This window comes from Pseudomonas sp. BLCC-B112 (genome assembly GCF_028550695.1).
Taxonomy (GTDB): Bacteria; Pseudomonadota; Gammaproteobacteria; order Pseudomonadales; family Pseudomonadaceae; genus Aquipseudomonas; species Aquipseudomonas danubii.
In genome coordinates this window covers 264,767-282,628 of the sequence record NZ_JAQQGK010000003.1, presented here as the reverse complement: position 1 = coordinate 282,628, position 17,862 = coordinate 264,767, and the positions used below count along the sequence as shown (strand labels likewise).

Sequence of the window (17,862 nt, the reverse complement as noted above, 5' to 3'; positions counted from 1 at the left end):
CTGTCCTGAAAAATTCTGGAGCTTCCCCCCTATGCCCCTGATTTCCCGCCCCCCCCAGTTCTGGAGGCTGATACGTGTCTGCCTGCTGTTCAGCTTCATGGTGCTGGTCAGCCTGTTTTTCAGCCTGCCCGCGCACTGCGCCACGTCGCAAGAGCCTGGCAATCCGTCGTTGACCCGACTGCTGGACATGCGCAGCGCCCTGCCCCACAAGGTGCTGCGGGTAGCAACCATCGTGCCCCCTGAGCGGCCTCTGGAAAGCGCCGGCAACCAGGTGCTCAAAGTGATCTCCGACGAGTACCTCAAGCTCATCGGCAAGCAGCTTGACCTGCGCTTTGAGTACATCGAACTGGCCTCGCCCCAGGACGCGATCCGAGCCCTGCTCGAACACCGTATCGACCTGCTGCCACGGGCCACCGCGCTTGAAGCACGGACCCCAGGCCTGTCCCTCAGCCGTGCGTACCTGAACAACCAGCCGATCATTGTCGGGCGCATCAACGACAAGAGCCTGCCACCGGACCTGGAAGACAAGCGGGTGCTGGTACTGGACAACTACCTGGACCTCAAGACCGTCAGAAAGACCTATCCACGGGCCGACGTCAGCGGCGTGCACACCACCGCCCTGGCCCTTGAGCAACTGGCGGGCAAACAGGCCGACGCCTTTATCAGCGACCGCTTCCGCACCACCCTGTACATGCAGGCCCGCCCGGATCTGCGGCTGCACAGCAAGTTTTCTGCGCAATTGCCCGACGCCGGCTTCGCCTTCGCCGTGCGACGCGAGGATGCCACCCTGCGGGCACTGATCGACTACGTGCTCAACGCCATTCCCGAGGAGCACAAGCGCCAGATCCAGAACCAGTCGAGCCAGGAGCCCTTTCCCTTCGCGCCGACCGAGTCGTTTTCCCTGACCCCCAGCGAACTGAGCTGGCTCACCGCGCACCGGCAGATCAATCTGTTGGTGGAAGAAGCGCCGCCCTACATCTACCGCAATGCCGAGGGCCAATGGGCCGGACTGAGCATCGATATCCTGCGCACCCTGGCCGACTCGTTTCGCCTGCAACTCAACATCCTGCCCAGTCGCTCCAGGACCGATGACCTGGAACAACTGGCCGCCGGCAACGCCGACCTGACCACCCGCGACCTGGGTCTACCCGACAATGCCCGGGGCATCGGCCTGAGCCAGAGCTACGGCACTCGCAACTGGGCCTTTGTGGTGCGCCATGGCGACAGCTCCCCCAGTTCCCTGGACGCCATGCTGGGGCGGCACCTGGCGCTGCCGCGCAACCACCCGCTGCTCGAACACCTGAAACAGCGCTACCCGGACATCCACCTGGTGCTCACCGACGATCATCGACAGGCCCTGAATCTGGTGCTGCAACGTCAGGTCGACGCCACCCTGGATACCCCGGTGGGCACCGAGGCGTTGTCCGGTTCCGGGCTGCAGTTCGGCCTGGCCTTCGACGCCCTGCCCGCCCCCCATCGCTTTGCCGTGGCCCCAGGTTCCAGAGAGTTGCTGAGCGTGCTCGACAAGCTGCTCGATTCCATGGCCAGGAATCCGCAAAGCGACATCCAACTGATCGCCGAACAACACTCCAGCACCGCGCTCTGGAGCTGGGTCGTCGAGCAGGCCTGGCATGTGGGCGTGGTGATCCTGATCATCTTCGTGCTGTCGCTGATCTGGAACTGGCGCCTGAAGATCCAGGTGCGGGAAACCATCTGCGCGCAGACCCGCCTGCAGGACAAGCTGGCGTTTCAGTTCTCCCTGCTCAATGGCCTGCCGACACCGCTGTATGTCTGCGACCTGGACGGTCGGTTGAGCACCTGCAACCGCGCCTATGAAGAGTTCTTCGCCACCTCCCAGGAACAGGTCGAGGGCTGCCTGCCCACCGAGCAGCCGAACATGCCGCGCGAGTTCGCCGAGGTGCTGCAAGAGGAGCATCAACTGCTGCTGGCCAATCACCGGCCCCGCTTTCTCGACACCAGCCTGTGGATCAACGAGCAGCAATTCTGCCTGTACCAATGGCTGGTGCCGTTCTACAACGCGCGCGGAGTCCTGCAAGGCTTGCTGGGGGGCTGGCTGGACATCTCCGAGCGCAAGAACCTGGAACTCAAATTGCGCGAGGCCAAGCAGGTTGCGCAAAAAGCCAGTGCCGCCAAAAGCGAGTTCCTCGCCTCCATGAGCCACGAACTGCGCACCCCGCTCAATGCCCTGGTCGGTCTGCTGGAACTGGAGACCAGCGCCAGCCAGGCGCCCTCGCACAATCTGCGGGTTGCCCAGCAATCGGCGACCTCGATGATCGACCTGATCGGCAACATCCTGGATCTGGACAAAATAGAGAGTGGCCTGATGCAACTAGCGCCCCACCCCACCGCCCTGGAACCCCTCTTGGCCAACGGTCTCGGGCTGTTTGCCGTGCAGGCCCGGGAGAAACGCCTGCAACTGAACTTCGACTATCAGGCCAGCCCCAACCGGCTGTACTGGGTCGACTCGCTACGCCTGCAGCAGATTCTGCACAACCTCTTGAGCAATGCCTTGAAGTTCACCGACCGCGGCCACATCCAGGTCACCCTGCGCGAAACCCATGTACAGGACAGCAACAGCCTGCTGACCCTGAGTGTGCGCGATACCGGCATCGGCATTCCCCTGGCCAATCAGGCGGGGATTTTCGAACCCTACCGCCAGGCCACCGCGCGCACGGCACACCTGTACGGCGGCTCGGGACTGGGCCTGAGCATCTGCCATCAGCTGGTGCAATTGATGGGGGGCCGCATCTGGCTGGAAAGCGAACCCGGACAAGGCTGCTGCATTCACGTCGAACTGCCGGTGAGCTGGCAGACGGCGAACGCGGAAGTGGCGGAACAACCGGAAGTGAAACCGATCACCGGCAAAGCCTTGCGGGTGCTGGTGGTGGACGACGTCTCCACCAATGGCCTGGTGCTGACCCTGCAACTGGAGCGCATCGGCCACGTTGCAGAGCACGTCAGCAGTGGCGAAGAAGCCCTGCAGTTACTGCGCCACCGCCACTACGACGTGTTGATCAGTGACTGCAACATGCCGGGCATGGACGGCTACAGCCTGGCCCGTGCGGTGCGTGAAGCCGAACAACAGAGCGGTGCCCCGCCGCGCCTGATCGTCGGCTACACCGCCAGCGCCCTGAGCAACGAAGCGACCCAGTGCTCCAACGCCGGGATGAACGATCTGATGATCAAGCCCGTGACCCTGGCCCGGCTGCAGGAAGTGCTAGGCAGTCACACCGGCGCCGGCGAAGAGCGGGTACGCGCCTTCGACATCGACCACCTCAGGGACCTGGGGGAAAACAGTCCGACCCTGCACCGGCGCATCCTCAACGAACTGACCAAGAACCTGCAGCAGGAAATCGCCGAACTGCGCACCTGCGTCCTGGCCAATACCCCGCACCTGATCAACGACCTGACCCATCGCCTGAGCGGCGTGGCCTGCCTGATCAACGCGCAGGACATGGCCAGAACCTGCGACGCCCTGAGAAAGGTCGACGTGACCCACCTGCCGTCCGTGCGCAACTGCCAGCAAGCGCTGCTCAACGCCATGGAGCAGGTTTACGAAGAGGCCCGCAAGCAGCTGGCCAGCCTGCGCGAAGCGCCCGACGCCGACAGCCCGCCTCTGCCCCAGACACCCCAGGTCCAGGGCTAGCCTCCCTGAGGCGGACGCCGGGGCGCCGGGCTGCGCGCCCCGGCCCGGCACTGCCGCCATTCTCGTACTTGTCTCATTCAACCGCCGCCCCCGCCTGCCTAACCTTGCGCCGGCTTTCGAGTACTGACAGTCAATGGCGCCAGACTCCCGGTGAGTCGCTACGCCAGCTCTCGATGGCTTGTTGAATCCAATAACGTCCAATCAGGGAACAATCGATGATCACGCGGCATACCCTCCACTCATTCCTCAAGCTTCCGCTGGCGATGGCCATCGGCCTGGCGGCACTCAGCGCGCAACAGGCGGCGGCGCACGGTTACATCGAAAAACCGAAATCCCGCGCCTTCATGTGCAGCAACCTGGGTGGCAACCTGAACAGCAACTGCGGCGGCGTGACCTACGAGCCGCAGAGCGTTGAATACCTGGCCAACGGCAGCCGCGACGGCTACCCGAGCACCGCCCAGGCCTGCCACGGCGAGTTCACCAAGTGCGGCCCCGCAGATGGCACCATTGCCGCCGGTGGCCTGCGCAACTTCGCCGGCCTCAACGAACAGACCGCCAACCGCTGGACCAAGGTCAACATCAAGCCCGGACTGAACACCTTCGACTGGCGCTACACCGCGGTGCACGCCACCCGTAACTGGCAGTTCTACATCACCAAGAAAGACTGGAATCCCAACCAGCCGCTGACCCGCGACTCGTTCGAACCGGTGCCACTGCTGACCGACAACTGGAACAACACCCTGCCGACCAAGACCGGCGGCACCACCAGCCACAAGGTCAACATTCCGGCCGACCGCAGCGGCTACCACATCGTCCTCGGCACCTGGATGGTGGGCGACAACACCAACACCTTCTATCAGGTGGTGGACGTGAACATCGAGAACAGCGAAGTCGCGCCTTCGAACTGGAAGAACATCGGTGCCGTTCAACCCCAGGCCCTGAGCATCGGCGACAAGGTCATGACCCGGGTGTTCAACGACCAGGGCGAACTGTCGGCCAAGCAGGTCACCCTGAACATCGACAGCGCCGAACTGGCCAAGGACAGCATCTGGCCCAAAGCCCTGGCCGAGAAGGTCAACCGGGCCAAGCTCGGCTATCAGATCGGTGAGCTCAACGACAAGGACCAGGTGGTGCCGCAGTTCGGCAAGAACAGCATCTTTGTCGACAAGAACAGTGACATCAACAGCGTGCTGATCGCCAAGGAGCAAGCCGCCAAGCCGGGTGAACTCAAGGTCACCGGCATGCAGTCCGAGTACAGCCTCAAGGACGGCAAGGTCGACCTGCACTTCAACGCCATCGCCCTGAACGGCGACTTCACCATCACCGCCAGCGTGGTCAATGCCAAGGGTGAAACTGTCGCTCACCAGCAAGCCGACAGTGGCAACAATGCGCCGCACTTCAGCCTCGCGCTCAAAGGCGTGACGGCGGGCCAGTACGATCTGGTGGTGGTGGCCAAGTCGAAGAAAGGCGAGCTGCTGCAACAGACCATCAGCTTCAACCTCAAGGCCGAGCCAGAAGTTGAGGAAACCCCAGGCGGCGGCAATGACGGCGGCACCACCCCCGAGACCCCGGGCAAGTACGACCACGTGTTCCCTGAGGGCTTGAAGGCCTACAAGGCCGGCACGCTGGTGCTGCAACCCAAGGACGGCAAGACCTACCAGTGCAAGCCGTTCCCTTATAGCGGCTACTGCGTGCAGTGGAAGGCCGGCGCGACTCACTACGAGCCGGGCATCGGTTCTCACTGGGAAATGGCCTGGACCCGCCAGTAATCCTGCAACTCCCCAGTTGCTCCTTGGGGCGTGACGCGCAAGCGTCACGCTCATTTTTTTTCCCGTCGGCTCGCGTGCGCAAGGCCGCAAAGGCTCACTCGACGTGCCGCGCCAGCCCTCGCCAGATCCGGCAAAAAACCTGTTCTAGAGCCTTCCGACTCTCGTACTCGTCCCATGTGAACACCCTGGAGCAGCACGTAGCCTGTGCTCGCTGGCAAGGCTGCCGGAGCAGCGGACATCACGGGTGTCCCTGTGCCCCATCACCGGCCCCTCGCAGCGCTTCAACACTCATTTTTTAATTGCTCAAGGCATACACCATGATCAACTCCAACCGGACTCGCTCCTTCCTCAAACTGCCAATCGTCATCGCCATGGCGACGGCGGGACTGGCCGCCCAGCAAGCCTCCGCCCACGGTTATATCGAGAGCCCCAAGTCCCGCGCCTTCATGTGCCATTCCGATGGCGGCAGACTGAACGTCAACTGCGGTCCAGTGATGTACGAGCCACAAAGCACCGAGTACATCGGCGTGCCTGGCCGTAACGATCTCGAGCACTTTCCAAGCAACGCCCAGGCCTGCACCGGCGACTTCAAGGTATGCGGCCCGGCCGACGGTACCATCGCCGCCGCCGGCCTGGTGCGCTTCTCCCAGATCAACGAGCAGAGTGCTACCCGCTGGGCCAAGACCACCATCAAGCCGGGCCCGCAGAACTTCACCTGGCACTATGAAGCCGGTCACGCCACCCGCTACTGGCAGTTCTACATCACCAAAAAAGACTGGAACCCGAACCAGCCGCTGACCCGCGACTCGTTCGAAATGACCCCACTGCTGGATCAGCCATGGCCGTCTGGCACCGTCCCGGCCCCGGCCAAAGGCAAAACCCATCACACCGTGAACATCCCGTCTGACCGCTCCGGTTACCACGTGCTGCTGGCCACCTGGAAAGTCAACGACACCGACGCCACTTTCTACAGCGTGGTCGACCTGAACATCGACAATGGCGAGGTCATCCCGTCGAACTGGAACACCGTGGGCGCGGTACAACCTGAAGCCCTGAGCATCGGCGACAAGGTCAAGACTCGCGTCTTCAACGCACAGGGCGAGCTCAACGCCAAGCAAGTGGTGCTGAACATCGATAGCGCCGAACTGGCCAAGGCCGACGTCTGGCCGCACGCGCTGGCGAAGAAGGTCAATGCCGCCAAGCAGGGCTACCAGATGGGCCTGCTCAACGACAAGGACGAAGTGGTGCCGAATTTCGGCAGGAACGAAATCCTGGTCAAGAAAGGCAGCGACATCGTCAACGTGATGATCGACAAGGAACAGGCCGCCAAACCGGGCGAGCTGTCCATCACCGGCATGCAGACCGAATACACCCTGAAAGACGGCAAGACCGAACTGCACTTCAACGCCATCGCCAAGGGCGGCGACTACACCGTGAAGGCCACCGTGCTCAACGCCAAAGGCGAAAGCGTGACCTTCCAGCAAGCGCCGGCCGGCAACACCCCGCACTTCTCCATCCCGCTGAACAATGTCAGCCCCGGGGTCTATGACCTGGTGGTCGTGGCCACCTCGAAGAAAGGCGAAGTGCTGCAACAATCCGCCCGCTTCACCCTCAAGGCCGAAGCCGGCGCTGGTGAAGGTGGCAACGAAGGCGGCAACGGCGGTGAAGGCGGCGCCAAGTACGACTACGTGTTCCCCAATGGCCTGAAATCCTACAAGGCCGGCACCGTGGTCCTGCAACCCAAGGACGGCAAGACCTATGAGTGCAAGCCTGGCGCCGTCGCCGGCTGGTGCACCCAGTGGACCAGCGGCTCCAACGCCTACGAGCCGGGCGTAGGTTTCGCCTGGCAGTCGGCCTGGAACGCCAAGTAAGTCATAGCGTCAACCACCCGAGCGTGGCGCCACGGCGCCACGCTCCTTGTTAGCGGTCAAGCCCCCCATGAGCTCAACCCCCTATTCAACAACCCATGTGCTGCTGCACTGGCAGGGTGAAAACCTGCCCAGGCGCATGTGCTTATGAGCGCCCTTCGCCTCTCACTTCGCGCTGGCCTGCTGGTCGGCGCCTTGTCGTTTCTGGCGGCCTGGCTGACTTGGCTGGCCTACAGCAGCTGGCAGTTCCGGCAAAGCCTGAACCCGGCGAGCCTGCAGGCGCCCTCCGTCGCGCCGCCAACGCCCCGGGCCCAGCCCGACCCGCAAGCCATCGCCCGGCTGTTCGGCGTGCAGTTGCCGGAGCACTCCAGCGACCTGCCCCGGGTACCGCTGAACCTGGTGGCCAGCCTAGTGGCCGGGCAACCGGAACAGTCCCGGGCCCTGATCGAATCGCCCGAAGGCCGCCGCTTCTATGGCATCGGCGAGCCCCTGCCCGGCGGTGGCAGCCTGCGCCAGATCGGCACCGACCAAGTGCGGGTGCAACGCTTTGGCGAGGAACTGATCCTGAGCCTGCCCCAGCACGAAACGCCATTGCTGACCCCGCAGGACCAGGACACCGCCGCGGCCCAACCCCATCCACAGCCAGGCAGCGGGAGCCTGCTGCAACCGTCTCTGCAACCCCCTGGAGCATCATGAATCGAGCATTTATCGCCGGGTCCCTGCTGACCCTGGGCACCCTGATCAATCCCGTGTACGCCACGGAAAAAACCACCGCGGCCCAGCAATGGACCCTGAACATGAAGGACGCCGAGCTGCGCGACCTGGTCAACGAAGTGGGCCAGATCACCGGCAAGACGATGATTCTGGACCCGCGCCTGAACGGCAAGGTCACGGTGCAGTCCAGCACCGCCATGGATCAGCAGGGCATCTACTCGCTGTTTCTCACCGCCCTGCGCAGCCAGGGTTTTGTCGCCATGGACCAGGGCGACCGGGTGCTGATCCTGCCGGTGGCCGAAGCCAAGACCAAGGCCCACGCCGAACCCAGCGGCGCCAGCGAAGAGTTCGTGACCCAGGTCATCGAACTGAACAACGCCAACGCCAGCGAAGTGGCCAGCGCGGTGCGCCCACTGGTGGCCGCGGACGCCTACATGGCGCCCTCCACCACCTCCAACGCCCTGGTGATTTCCGACAGCGCCAACAACGTCGAGCGGGTGCGTATGGTGATCAACGAGCTGGATAACGCCGGTGGACGGCAGTTCAGCATCGTGCAGCTCAAGCACGCCTGGGCCACCGAAGTGGCCAAGACCCTGACCGACAGCCTGGCCGACAGCAACAGTGCGATGACCAGCGCCAAGGCCATTGGCGACTCGCGCAGCAACCGCCTGATCCTGGTGGGCCCGGCGCCGATCCGCCAGCAGATGCAGCGTCTGGCGCAAAGCCTGGATGTGCCGACCAATGTCGGCGACACCGCGCGGGTACGCCGCCTCAACCACAGCGATGCGAAGAAGCTCGAAGAACTGCTCAGCGGCATTGGCAAGCGCATGGAATCCGGCAACCGTAGCGGCGACAGCCAGAAACCCGACAGCCCAGTGCTGGTCAGCGCCGACACCAGCCAGAACGCCCTGGTGCTGATGGCCTCGCCGGCCCAGCTGGCGACCTTCGAAAGCATCATCAACGAGCTGGACCGGCCCCGGGCCCAGGTGCTGGTAGAAGCGGCAATCGTCGAAGTCAGCGGCGACATCAACCAGGCCCTGGGCGTGCAATGGGCCGGCAACCGCGGCAAGCTGTCCGCCGCTGCCAACTTCAATAGCGCTGGCCTGTCCATCGGCACCCTGCTCAACAGCCTGCAGGACGAAAAGCGCCCGAACCTGCCCGATGGCGCGATCATCGGCATCGGCGGCAGCAACTTCGGCGCGCTGATCACCGCACTGTCCAGCGACTCCAACAACAACCTGCTGTCCACCCCGAGCCTGCTGACCCTGGACAACGAAGCGGCGGAAATCCTCGTCGGCCAGAACGTGCCGTTCCAGACCGGCTCCTACACCACCGACACCGCTGGTGCCAGCAACCCCTTCACCACGGTGGAGCGCAAGGATGTGGGGATCACCCTCAAGGTCACGCCGCATATCAATGAAGGCAACTTCCTGCGCCTGAATGTCGAGCAGGAAAGCTCTGAACTGGCCGCCGCGCCGCCGGGCATCAACACCAGCGACGTGATCACCAACAAGCGCTCGGTCAAGAGCACCATCCTGGCCAACGACGGGCAGATCATCGTCCTCGGCGGGCTGATCAAGGACAACGTCAAGGTCCAGGTCAGCAAGGTGCCGCTACTGGGGGACATTCCCTGGGTTGGCCGTCTGTTCAGCAGCAGCAAGGAAGTCAACGAGAAGACCAACCTGATGGTGTTCCTGCGTCCGACCCTGCTGCGCAACGCCGCCAGCACCGAGCAGATGAGCCAGCACAAGTACAACAACATGCGCTCGCTGCGCAGCCCGGACGGCAAGACCGGCGGCCAGTTGCCTGCTGACGCCAACCGCCTGTTCGACGCCAACCGCCAGGGCGATGCGGGCCTGATCGACATGCGCGCCCCCGGCGCCCAGCGGCAACCATGATCGCCACTGCCGAAGACGCGCGTCTGGCCTTTGCCTACGCGCGCCGCCACGGTGTGGTGCTGGACCATCAGCCGGACGGCGCGGTGCTGTATTGCCGCGCCAGTACGCCGTTGTCGGTGGTGGCCGAAGTCCGGCGCTTCAACGGTGCGCTGCTGCGCAGCGAGGTGCTGGACGACGAGGCCTTCGCCCAGCGCCTGGCCGCTCACTACCGCGACGGGCAGAACGGCGCCAAGCAGGTGGCCGACGGCCTGGGCGAACAGTTCGACGAAGAGTTCGATCTCAACAGCCTGGCCGAGCAACTGCCCAAGACCACCGACCTGCTGGAACAGGAAGATGACGCGCCGATCATCCGCCTGATCAACGCGATCCTCAGCGAGGCGGTCAAGAGCAAGGCCTCCGACGTGCACCTGGAAGCCTTCGAAGAACACCTGTCGGTGCGCCTGCGGGTCGACGGCCTGCTGCGTGAAGTGCTGCGCCCGCGCCGCGAGCTGGCGACCCTGCTGGTGTCACGGATCAAGGTCATGGCCAAGCTGGACATCGCCGAGAAGCGTATTCCCCAGGACGGCCGGATCGCCTTGCGCATTGCCGGCCACGAGGTGGATGTGCGGGTTTCGACCCTGCCCTCCAGTCATGGCGAACGGGTGGTGATGCGCCTCCTGGACAAACAGGCCGGGCGCCTCAATCTGAGCCACCTGGGGATGAACGAGACAGTGCGCCAGCGCCTGGAAATCGCCCTGCACAAACCCCACGGCATTCTCCTGGTCACCGGCCCCACCGGCTCCGGCAAGACCACCACGCTGTATGCCGGGCTGGCCAGCCTCAACAGCCTGGAGCGCAACATCCTGACCATCGAGGACCCGGTGGAGTACCACCTCACCGGGATCGGCCAGACCCAGGTCAACGCCAAGGTCGACATGACTTTCGCCCGGGGCTTGCGGGCCATCCTGCGTCAGGACCCGGACGTGGTGATGGTGGGCGAGATCCGCGACCGCGAAACCGCGGAAATTGCCGTGCAGGCTTCCCTCACCGGACACCTGGTGCTCTCGACCCTGCACACCAACAGCGCCATCGGCGCGGTGACCCGGTTGGTGGACATGGGCATCGAACCCTTCCTGCTCTGCACCTCGCTGCTGGGGGTATTGTCCCAGCGCCTGATGCGCCTGCTGTGCCCGGAGTGCAAGGAGCCCCACAGCGCCGATGCCGCCGCCTGCGAACGCCTGGGGCTGAGCGCCGACGCAGCGCCGCAGTTGTACCGACCCAAAGGCTGCAGCGCCTGCCAGCACTCGGGGTATCGCGGGCGCCGGGGCATCTATGAACTGGTGCTGTTCGACGACACCTTGCGCCAGCTGATCCACACCGGCGCCGGCGAGTACGAACTGCTGGAGCATGCACGCAAGCACAGCGCCAGCCTGTTCGACGACGGCCAGGCCATGGTGTTGCAAGGGCAGACCAGCCTGGAAGAACTGCTACGCGTGACCCAGAGGGACTGATCATGGCCGCTTACGAATACCTGGCCATGTGCGCCGCCGGCAAAAAATCCACCGGCGTGGTGGAAGCCGACAGCCCGCGCCATGCCCGGCAACTGTTGCGCGAGCGCCAGCTGGTGATCCTCAAGGTCAGCGTCGCGCAGAGCAAGCGCGTGCGTGGCAAAGGCTTGCTGCAGGTGTCCGGCGGCGGCTTGAGCAGCGCCGAACTGGCCTTGCTCACCCGCCAGTTGTCGACCCTGGTCCAAGCCGCCCTGCCCCTGGAGGAGGTGCTAGCGGCGGTCGCCGCGCAGTGCGAGAAACAGCGGATCAAGAGCATGCTCCTGGCCATCCGCTCCCGGGTCCTGGAGGGCTATAGCCTGGCGGTGGCCCTGGCGGCCTACCCGCGGGCCTTCCCCGATCTGTACCGGGCCACGGTGGCCGCCGGCGAACGCTCCGGACACCTGGGTCAGGTGCTGATGAACCTGGCCGACTACACCGAGGCCCAGCAAGCGGCCCGTCAGCAGATCCAGCTGGCCATGCTCTACCCGAGCATCCTGATGCTGGCGGCCGTGAGCATCGTCGGCTTCCTGCTGGGCTTCGTGGTGCCCGATGTGGTCAAGGTGTTTATCGACAGTGGCCAGGAACTGCCGCTGCTGACCCGCGGCCTGATCGCCAGCAGCGCCTTCCTGCAGGACTATGGCCTGCTCATGCTGCTGGTGATAGCGGCCCTGGTCCTGGCCGCCCGCGGCGCCGTCCGCAACCCGGCCACCCGCGAGCGCTGGCATGCCCTGGTGCTGCAACTGCCGCTGCTGGGCCGGCTGATCCGGGCTAGCAACTGCACGCGTTTTGTCAGCACCCTGGCGATTCTCGGACGCAGTGGCGTGCCACTGCTGGACGCCCTGTCCATCGCCAGCGAAGTGGTGGCCAATCAGAAAATTCGTACCGGTCTGAAAGACATTGTCCGGGGGGTACGCGAAGGTATCAGCCTGACCCGGGCCCTGGAACTCAACGGCAGTTTCCCACCGATGATGCTCTACATGATCGCCAGCGGTGAACGCTCCGGCGAGCTGGACAGCATGCTCGAACGCGCCGCCAAGCAGCAGGAAGAACAACTGGCCAACCGCATTGCCTTGCTGGTGGGCCTGTTCGAACCGGCCATGCTGGTGTTCATGGGCGCCTCGGTGCTGATCATCGTGCTGGCGATCCTGATGCCGATCCTCAGCCTGAACCAATTGATTACCTGAATGCGGAACCCCCTACGTGCAGACTCAGAACAAACAACGCGGTTTTACCCTGATTGAAATCATGGTGGTGGTGGTCATTCTCGGGGTCCTCGCGGCCCTGGTGGTGCCCCAGATCATGAGCCGTCCCGACCAGGCCAAGGGCGCCGCCGCCCAGAGCGATATCAAGGCCATTGCCATGGCCCTGGACATCTACAAGCTCGACAACCACCAGTACCCCAGCAGCCAGCAAGGGCTCGAAGCCCTGGTCAGCAAGCCCAGCGGCAACCCGCCGGCACGCAACTGGAACCCCGACGGTTACCTCAAGCGCCTGCCCATCGATCCCTGGGGCAATGCCTATCAATACCGCGTGCCAGGCGCCCGCGGCACGGGCTATGACCTGTTCTCCTTTGGCGCCGACGGCAAGCTCGGCGGTGACGGCCTGAACGCCGAGATCGGCAACTGGGACCGCTGAGCGGTGCAACGCTCCCACGCCAAGGGCTTCACTCTGGTCGAAGTACTGGTGGTGGTGCTGATCATCGCCCTGTCCGCGGGCATGATCGGCCTGATCAACCCCGACTCCGCCAGCCGTCAGGCGCGCCGTGAAGGCGATCGCCTGCTGGCGCTGCTGCAACTGCTGCGCCAGCAGGCGGTGTTGAGCAACAGCGACTACGGCCTGCGCATCGAACCCGACGCCTACTCCGTGCTGCGCCTGGATGAACAGGGGCAGTGGCTGACCGACCGCGACTGGCGGGCCCAGAGCCTGCCCGACAACCTGCGCCTGCGCCTTGAGGTTGCCGAAGCCGGCCCGGCCCTGGGCCAGGCGGTGAGTCGCAGCGCCCTGCCCCAACTGCTGGTGCTGTCCAGCGATGAAACCAGTGCCTTCACCCTGTGGATCGAGCACCGCAACACTCCGTTGCTGACCCTGTCCAGCGACGGCATACAGGAGCCTCGACTTGAAACCTCGAACTGAGCAGGGTTTTACCTTGCTGGAAGTCATGGTGGCGCTGGCGATTTTCGCCACGGTGTCGATTGCGCTGTTCAGTGCTATTCAGCATGTGGCCATCAACAGCGGCAATCTGGCCGAACGCACCCAAGCCACTTGGATTGCCGACAACTACCTGAATGAACTGCGCAGCGGCATGCAGCCGCGCACCCTTGGGCGCCAGCAACGGCAGGTCGAGTTTGGCGGGCGCAACTGGTGGCTGTTCAGCGAGATCGAAGCGGCCCCGGACTCGCGGTTGCTCAAGGTCAACCTGCGGGTCTCGGCCGAGCAGGACCCGCAACGGGCCCGGCAATACAGCCGCGCGCAGCTGCTGGGTTACATCGAGGCCAACCCATGAACCAGCGCGGCTTCACCTTGCTGGAAGTGGTGGTGGCCATCGCCATCTTCAGCCTCCTGGGGTTGGCGACCTATCAGTTGCTGGATCGGGTGATGCGCAGCGACCAGCGCATCCAGACCCAGGAACAGCAGTTGCGCCACCTGCAACGGGCCCTGAGTCTGCTGGAACGTGATCTGGTGCAAGTGCAGCGTCACGCCCTCAAGGACGACCACAGCCATAGCCAGGCGCTGATCAGCCAGCATCAGGGGCTGCGCCTGCTGCGCGGCGGCTGGCGCAACCCCCTGGACGCTCCGCGCAGCGATCTGTTGCAGGTCAATCATCGCTTGAGCGACGGCGCGTGGATTCGCGAAACCCAGGGCCTGGAACGAGACAGCCTCAGCCAGGTGCAACCCTTGCTCAGTGGGGTCGAGTTGGTCCACTTGCGCTTCATCGACGCCCAGGGCCAGCCCCATGACAGCTGGCCCATCGGCAGCGAGGCCCTGAGCCTGCCGGCCGCCGTGGACATTGAGCTGAGCGCGCCCGGCTTCCCGCATATCCGCCGGGTCATTCTGCTGCCCGGTGGCGCCGAAGTGGACGAGGACGCACCCCGTGAATAAGCCTCGTGCACAGCGCGGCGTTGCCTTGCTCAGCGTGTTGCTGATCACCGCGCTGGTAACCCTGGTGGCGAGCAATATGCTCGCCCGCCAGCGGCTCAGCCTCGCCAGCAGCAGCCACCTGGTGCAACACCAGCAGCTCTGGCAACTGGCCCTGAGTGGCGAAAGCTGGGCCCGTAGCCAGTTGCAGGAAGATGCCCGCAGCGAAGGCGGCCTGCTGGTAACCCATCTGGGCCAGCATTGGGCCCGGCCGGCCCCGGCGTTCCCGATCGAGGGTGGTAGGATTGCGATCCAGATCGTCGATCTGGGCGCGCGCTTCAACCTCAACAGCGCGCTGGTGCAGGACGATGTCATCCCCCGTGCCCGCTACCAGCGGCTGCTGGCCCTGGCCCAGATCAAGCCCCACGACCCGGCGGCGCTGTCGCGCCCTCTTGATCGCCTGGGCCGCCCATTGCCCCTGAGCGACATCAGCGAGCTGCGACAATTGCCGGAAGTCGACCGTGACACCCTGCAACGCCTGTCGCCACTGGTCGCGGCCTATGAACAAGCCCACATCAACCTCAATACCGCCAGCGCCCTGGTGCTGGCCAGCATCGAAGGCATCGACCTGCCGACCGCCCAGACCCTGGCCCAATCGCGCCCGAGCAAGGGCTATCCCACGGTCGCCGCGTTCCTCGCCAACCCCATGCTCCAGGGCCGGGACATTACCCCTCGCGGGCTGAGCGTCAACAGTCGCCAGTTCCGCGCCACCATCGACGTTGAACTGCATGGCCGACGCCTGCGCCTGGTCAGCGACCTGCGCGTCATGAACGCTGAACAGGTCCGGGTGCAACAGCGCACGCTGCTCCCCGGACCGTCCAACGCCCATCTGCTTACCGAGTAACCATTGATGAGCCATTGGCTTTACCTTTCGCCCCATACCACCGGCGACACACCGTGGCGTTGCCACTGGTGGTCAGCCGGCAGCACGCCCCAGCAAGGCAGCCTGGAACAGGCCGCCGAACACCTTCGCGAGCATGGATTTGTCCTGCTGCTGCCGATGGAAATGGCCAGTTTTCATCAAGTCAGCGTCCCGGCACGCAGCGGTCGCTGGTTGCGCCAGGCGCTGCACAGTGCCCTGGAAGAACACTTGATCGACGACGTCGAGCACTTGCACATGGCCCATGGCCCGTTGCGCGAGCGACGTCACTGCTCGGTGCTGGTCATCAATCGCGAGCGCCTGCAGCGTTGCCTCAAGCGCCTGGCCGAACACGGACTGCAACCGTCGCGCATGCACATCGATGCAGACTGCCTGCCCCTGGACCGGCCACGAGCCCTGGCCTGGGACGGCCGCTGGCTGTTGGGCGGCAGCGCCCCACTGCGCCTGACCCTCAGCGACCAGGAGCTCGGTGACCTGAACCGGTTGGTGCCGGACGGGCTGCTCTGGCAAGGCGCCCAGGCCCCGGGCATCGACGGCCTGGAACCGCAACACTGGCAGGTCGAGGAGCAGCCTTGGCAAGTGCTCAGCCAGGGCAGCCTGCAGGCAATCGACCTGTGCCAGGGCCAATTCCAGCGTCGCACCCGCAAAGCGAGGCCCTGGCGCCTGGCGCTACTGGTGCTGGCGATTGCCGGCGGCGCCCATCTGCTGCAGAACATCGGGCACCGGTTGTACCTGGAGCAACGCAGCGACCAGTTGCACGCCGCCAGCCAGAGTCTGTGGCAAGAACGCTTTACCGATGAACCGGTTACCGCCGACCTGGCGCGTCAGGTGCGGCTCAAGCAACGCCAACAGGTGCAGGAAACACCGGGTGTAGCCCTGCGTCTGTCGCAACTGGCGGAGCAATGGGTCGCCAGTGGCGGCGCGCTGTCGATGATCCAGCGTCTGGATTACCAGGCCGAGGAAGGCTGGAGCCTGCAAGTGAGCGCCCCGGCCTTTGCCGATCTGCAAATGCTGCGCGAGGGCCTGATCAACCAGGGCCTGAGCGTCAGCACCGACTCATCCGTGCGGGACGCTCAAGGCGTCTCCGCGCGTTTTCAAATCAAGGAGTAAGACGTGAATCCATCCAGCGCCACGACTCCGACCAGGACCGCCCTGGCGAACCCACTCCGACAACGCTGGCAGCGTCTGGCAAAGCGCGAACAACGGGCAGTACAAGCCCTGGTGGTCTTCGCTGGCCTGACCAGCCTCTATCTACTCTGGCAACCGCAACAACAGGCTCTGGCCCTGGCCGAGCAACGCTATACCGAGGAAACGCAATTGCTTTTAGATCTACAACGGCTGCCCGTCAGCACCTCCGCACTTCGTGGCCCAGTCATTTCCGGTGATGCCCTGCCGGGCATGCTGGCACGCTCCAGCAGCCAGGCCGGGCTCAACCTGGAACGCATGGACCAGGAGGATGAAGGACGGGTCAACCTCAGTCTGGAGGGGCCTCTCAACGGCCTGATCACCTGGATCGACCAGTTGGAGCAGCAGCAAGTCGCTGTGCTGTCGTTCTCCATCGAGGTCAACAAGGACGCCATGGCCAGCGCACGCTTGCAGCTGCACAGCCCTTGAAACCTTGTCACGCTTGAAACCTGGACAACAAAAAGCCCGCCGAAGCGGGCTTTTTTTATTGGCTCAACAACCGGACTCAGTCATCGCGGCCCATGATGCCGAACAGCTGCAGCAGGCTGACGAACAGGTTGTAGATCGATACATACAGGCTGATGGTGGCCATGATGTAGTTACGTTCGCCGCCATGGATGATGGCGCTGGTCTGGAACAGGATGCACACCGAGGAGAACAGCACGAAACCGGCGCTGATCGCCAACTGCAGACCGCTGATCTGGAAGAACAGGCTGGCCAGCACGGCGCCCATCAACACGAAGAAACCAGCGGTGATGAAACCACCGAGGAAGCTCATGTCCTTGCGGGTGATCAGCACGTAGGCCGACAGACCGCCAAACACCAGCGCCGTCATGGCGAAGGCCGAACTGACCACTTCGGCGCCGCCCTGCATACCCAGGTAACGGTTGAGGATCGGGCCGAGCAAAAAGCCCATGAAACCGGTCAGGGCGAAAGCCGACACCAGGCCCCAGGCCGAGTCACGGAGTTTGTTGGTGAGGAAGAACAGACCGTAGAAGCCGATCAGCACCACGAAGATGTTCGGGTAGCCGACGCGCATCTGCTGCGCCACATAAGCCATGACACCACTGAACGCGAGGGTCAGAGCCAGCAAGCCATAAGTGTTGCGCAGGACGCGGCTAACCTCTAGCTGCTCGGCCTGCACGCCGTTGTTAACTGCGTAATCCTGTTCGCGCATGGCGACACTCCTGTTGGGGGAAACATTTAGTGGCAAGGATGAT

Annotated in this window: 15 protein-coding genes; 14 read left to right on the top strand and 1 reads right to left on the bottom strand. The window is 64.1% G+C overall.

Annotated features, from left to right (window positions below; all coding sequences use genetic code 11):
* Positions 1-31 precede the first annotated feature (31 nt).
* From PQT43_RS10265 to gspM, 14 genes are all read left to right on the top strand, one after another.
* A complete protein-coding gene (locus tag PQT43_RS10265; protein WP_272753810.1) occupies positions 32-3,667 on the top strand; it encodes an ATP-binding protein in 3,636 nt (1,211 codons plus the stop codon).
* Positions 3,668-3,882: 215 nt separating this feature from the next.
* Complete coding sequence (gene gbpA / locus PQT43_RS10260) at positions 3,883-5,436, top strand: N-acetylglucosamine-binding protein GbpA (RefSeq protein WP_123394544.1); 1,554 nt, start codon at positions 3,883-3,885, stop codon at positions 5,434-5,436.
* Positions 5,437-5,753: 317 nt separating this feature from the next.
* Complete coding sequence (gene gbpA, locus PQT43_RS10255) at positions 5,754-7,307, top strand: N-acetylglucosamine-binding protein GbpA (protein ID WP_272753809.1); 1,554 nt, start codon at positions 5,754-5,756, stop codon at positions 7,305-7,307.
* A 144-nt stretch (positions 7,308-7,451) separates the two neighbouring features.
* Complete coding sequence (locus PQT43_RS10250) at positions 7,452-8,000, top strand: type II secretion system protein N (protein WP_102881623.1); 549 nt, start codon at positions 7,452-7,454, stop codon at positions 7,998-8,000.
* Positions 7,997-9,916: a type II secretion system secretin GspD gene (gene gspD / locus PQT43_RS10245; RefSeq protein WP_170003125.1), complete on the top strand. Its 1,920-nt coding sequence runs from the start codon at positions 7,997-7,999 to the stop codon at positions 9,914-9,916. The genes PQT43_RS10250 and gspD overlap by 4 nt, the downstream gene beginning before the upstream one ends.
* Positions 9,913-11,406, top strand: coding sequence for a type II secretion system ATPase GspE (gene gspE, locus PQT43_RS10240; protein ID WP_272753808.1), 1,494 nt, complete (start codon positions 9,913-9,915; stop codon positions 11,404-11,406). Before gspD ends, gspE begins: the two co-directional genes overlap by 4 nt.
* A gap of 2 nt (positions 11,407-11,408) precedes the next feature.
* Positions 11,409-12,626 carry a type II secretion system inner membrane protein GspF gene (gene gspF / locus PQT43_RS10235; protein WP_110596062.1) on the top strand — a complete coding sequence of 406 codons (1,218 nt, stop codon included), beginning with the start codon at positions 11,409-11,411 and terminating at the stop codon, positions 12,624-12,626.
* A gap of 16 nt (positions 12,627-12,642) precedes the next feature.
* The gene (gspG, locus tag PQT43_RS10230; RefSeq protein ID WP_102864804.1) at positions 12,643-13,077 is read left to right on the top strand and encodes a type II secretion system major pseudopilin GspG; all 435 of its coding nucleotides are present in this window, start codon (positions 12,643-12,645) and stop codon (positions 13,075-13,077) included.
* Positions 13,078-13,080: 3 nt separating this feature from the next.
* The gene (gene gspH / locus PQT43_RS10225) at positions 13,081-13,575 is read left to right on the top strand and encodes a type II secretion system minor pseudopilin GspH (RefSeq protein ID WP_185021158.1); all 495 of its coding nucleotides are present in this window, start codon (positions 13,081-13,083) and stop codon (positions 13,573-13,575) included.
* Positions 13,559-13,945 (top strand): type II secretion system minor pseudopilin GspI, encoded by a 387-nt coding sequence (gspI, locus tag PQT43_RS10220; RefSeq protein ID WP_249735684.1) that lies wholly within the window; start codon positions 13,559-13,561, stop codon positions 13,943-13,945. The genes gspH and gspI overlap by 17 nt, the downstream gene beginning before the upstream one ends.
* Complete coding sequence (gene gspJ, locus PQT43_RS10215) at positions 13,942-14,541, top strand: type II secretion system minor pseudopilin GspJ (RefSeq protein ID WP_102881628.1); 600 nt, start codon at positions 13,942-13,944, stop codon at positions 14,539-14,541. The genes gspI and gspJ overlap by 4 nt, the downstream gene beginning before the upstream one ends.
* The gene (gspK, locus tag PQT43_RS10210) at positions 14,534-15,421 is read left to right on the top strand and encodes a type II secretion system minor pseudopilin GspK (protein ID WP_267268499.1); all 888 of its coding nucleotides are present in this window, start codon (positions 14,534-14,536) and stop codon (positions 15,419-15,421) included. Before gspJ ends, gspK begins: the two co-directional genes overlap by 8 nt.
* 6 nt (positions 15,422-15,427) lie before the next feature.
* Positions 15,428-16,567, top strand: coding sequence for a type II secretion system protein GspL (gene gspL, locus PQT43_RS10205; RefSeq protein WP_267268500.1), 1,140 nt, complete (start codon positions 15,428-15,430; stop codon positions 16,565-16,567).
* Between the two features lie 3 nt (positions 16,568-16,570).
* Positions 16,571-17,071, top strand: a complete 501-nt coding sequence (gspM, locus tag PQT43_RS10200) for a type II secretion system protein GspM (RefSeq protein ID WP_242553876.1) — start codon at positions 16,571-16,573, stop codon at positions 17,069-17,071.
* Between the two features lie 76 nt (positions 17,072-17,147).
* Here gspM and PQT43_RS10195 read toward each other — a convergent pair whose 3' ends face one another.
* Positions 17,148-17,819 carry a Bax inhibitor-1/YccA family protein gene (locus PQT43_RS10195; RefSeq protein WP_011062013.1) on the bottom strand — a complete coding sequence of 224 codons (672 nt, stop codon included), beginning with the start codon at positions 17,817-17,819 and terminating at the stop codon, positions 17,148-17,150.
* Positions 17,820-17,862 lie beyond the last annotated feature (43 nt).

Coding starts and splice junctions, on each gene's coding strand:
- PQT43_RS10265 (WP_272753810.1), top strand. CDS start 32: ATGCCCCTGATTTCCCGCCCCCCCCAGTTCTGGAGGCTGATACGTGTC.
- gbpA (WP_123394544.1), top strand. CDS start 3,883: ATGATCACGCGGCATACCCTCCACTCATTCCTCAAGCTTCCGCTGGCG.
- gbpA (WP_272753809.1), top strand. CDS start 5,754: ATGATCAACTCCAACCGGACTCGCTCCTTCCTCAAACTGCCAATCGTC.
- PQT43_RS10250 (WP_102881623.1), top strand. CDS start 7,452: ATGAGCGCCCTTCGCCTCTCACTTCGCGCTGGCCTGCTGGTCGGCGCC.
- gspD (WP_170003125.1), top strand. CDS start 7,997: ATGAATCGAGCATTTATCGCCGGGTCCCTGCTGACCCTGGGCACCCTG.
- gspE (WP_272753808.1), top strand. CDS start 9,913: ATGATCGCCACTGCCGAAGACGCGCGTCTGGCCTTTGCCTACGCGCGC.
- gspF (WP_110596062.1), top strand. CDS start 11,409: ATGGCCGCTTACGAATACCTGGCCATGTGCGCCGCCGGCAAAAAATCC.
- gspJ (WP_102881628.1), top strand. CDS start 13,942: ATGAACCAGCGCGGCTTCACCTTGCTGGAAGTGGTGGTGGCCATCGCC.
- gspL (WP_267268500.1), top strand. CDS start 15,428: ATGAGCCATTGGCTTTACCTTTCGCCCCATACCACCGGCGACACACCG.
- PQT43_RS10195 (WP_011062013.1), bottom strand. CDS start 17,819: ATGCGCGAACAGGATTACGCAGTTAACAACGGCGTGCAGGCCGAGCAG.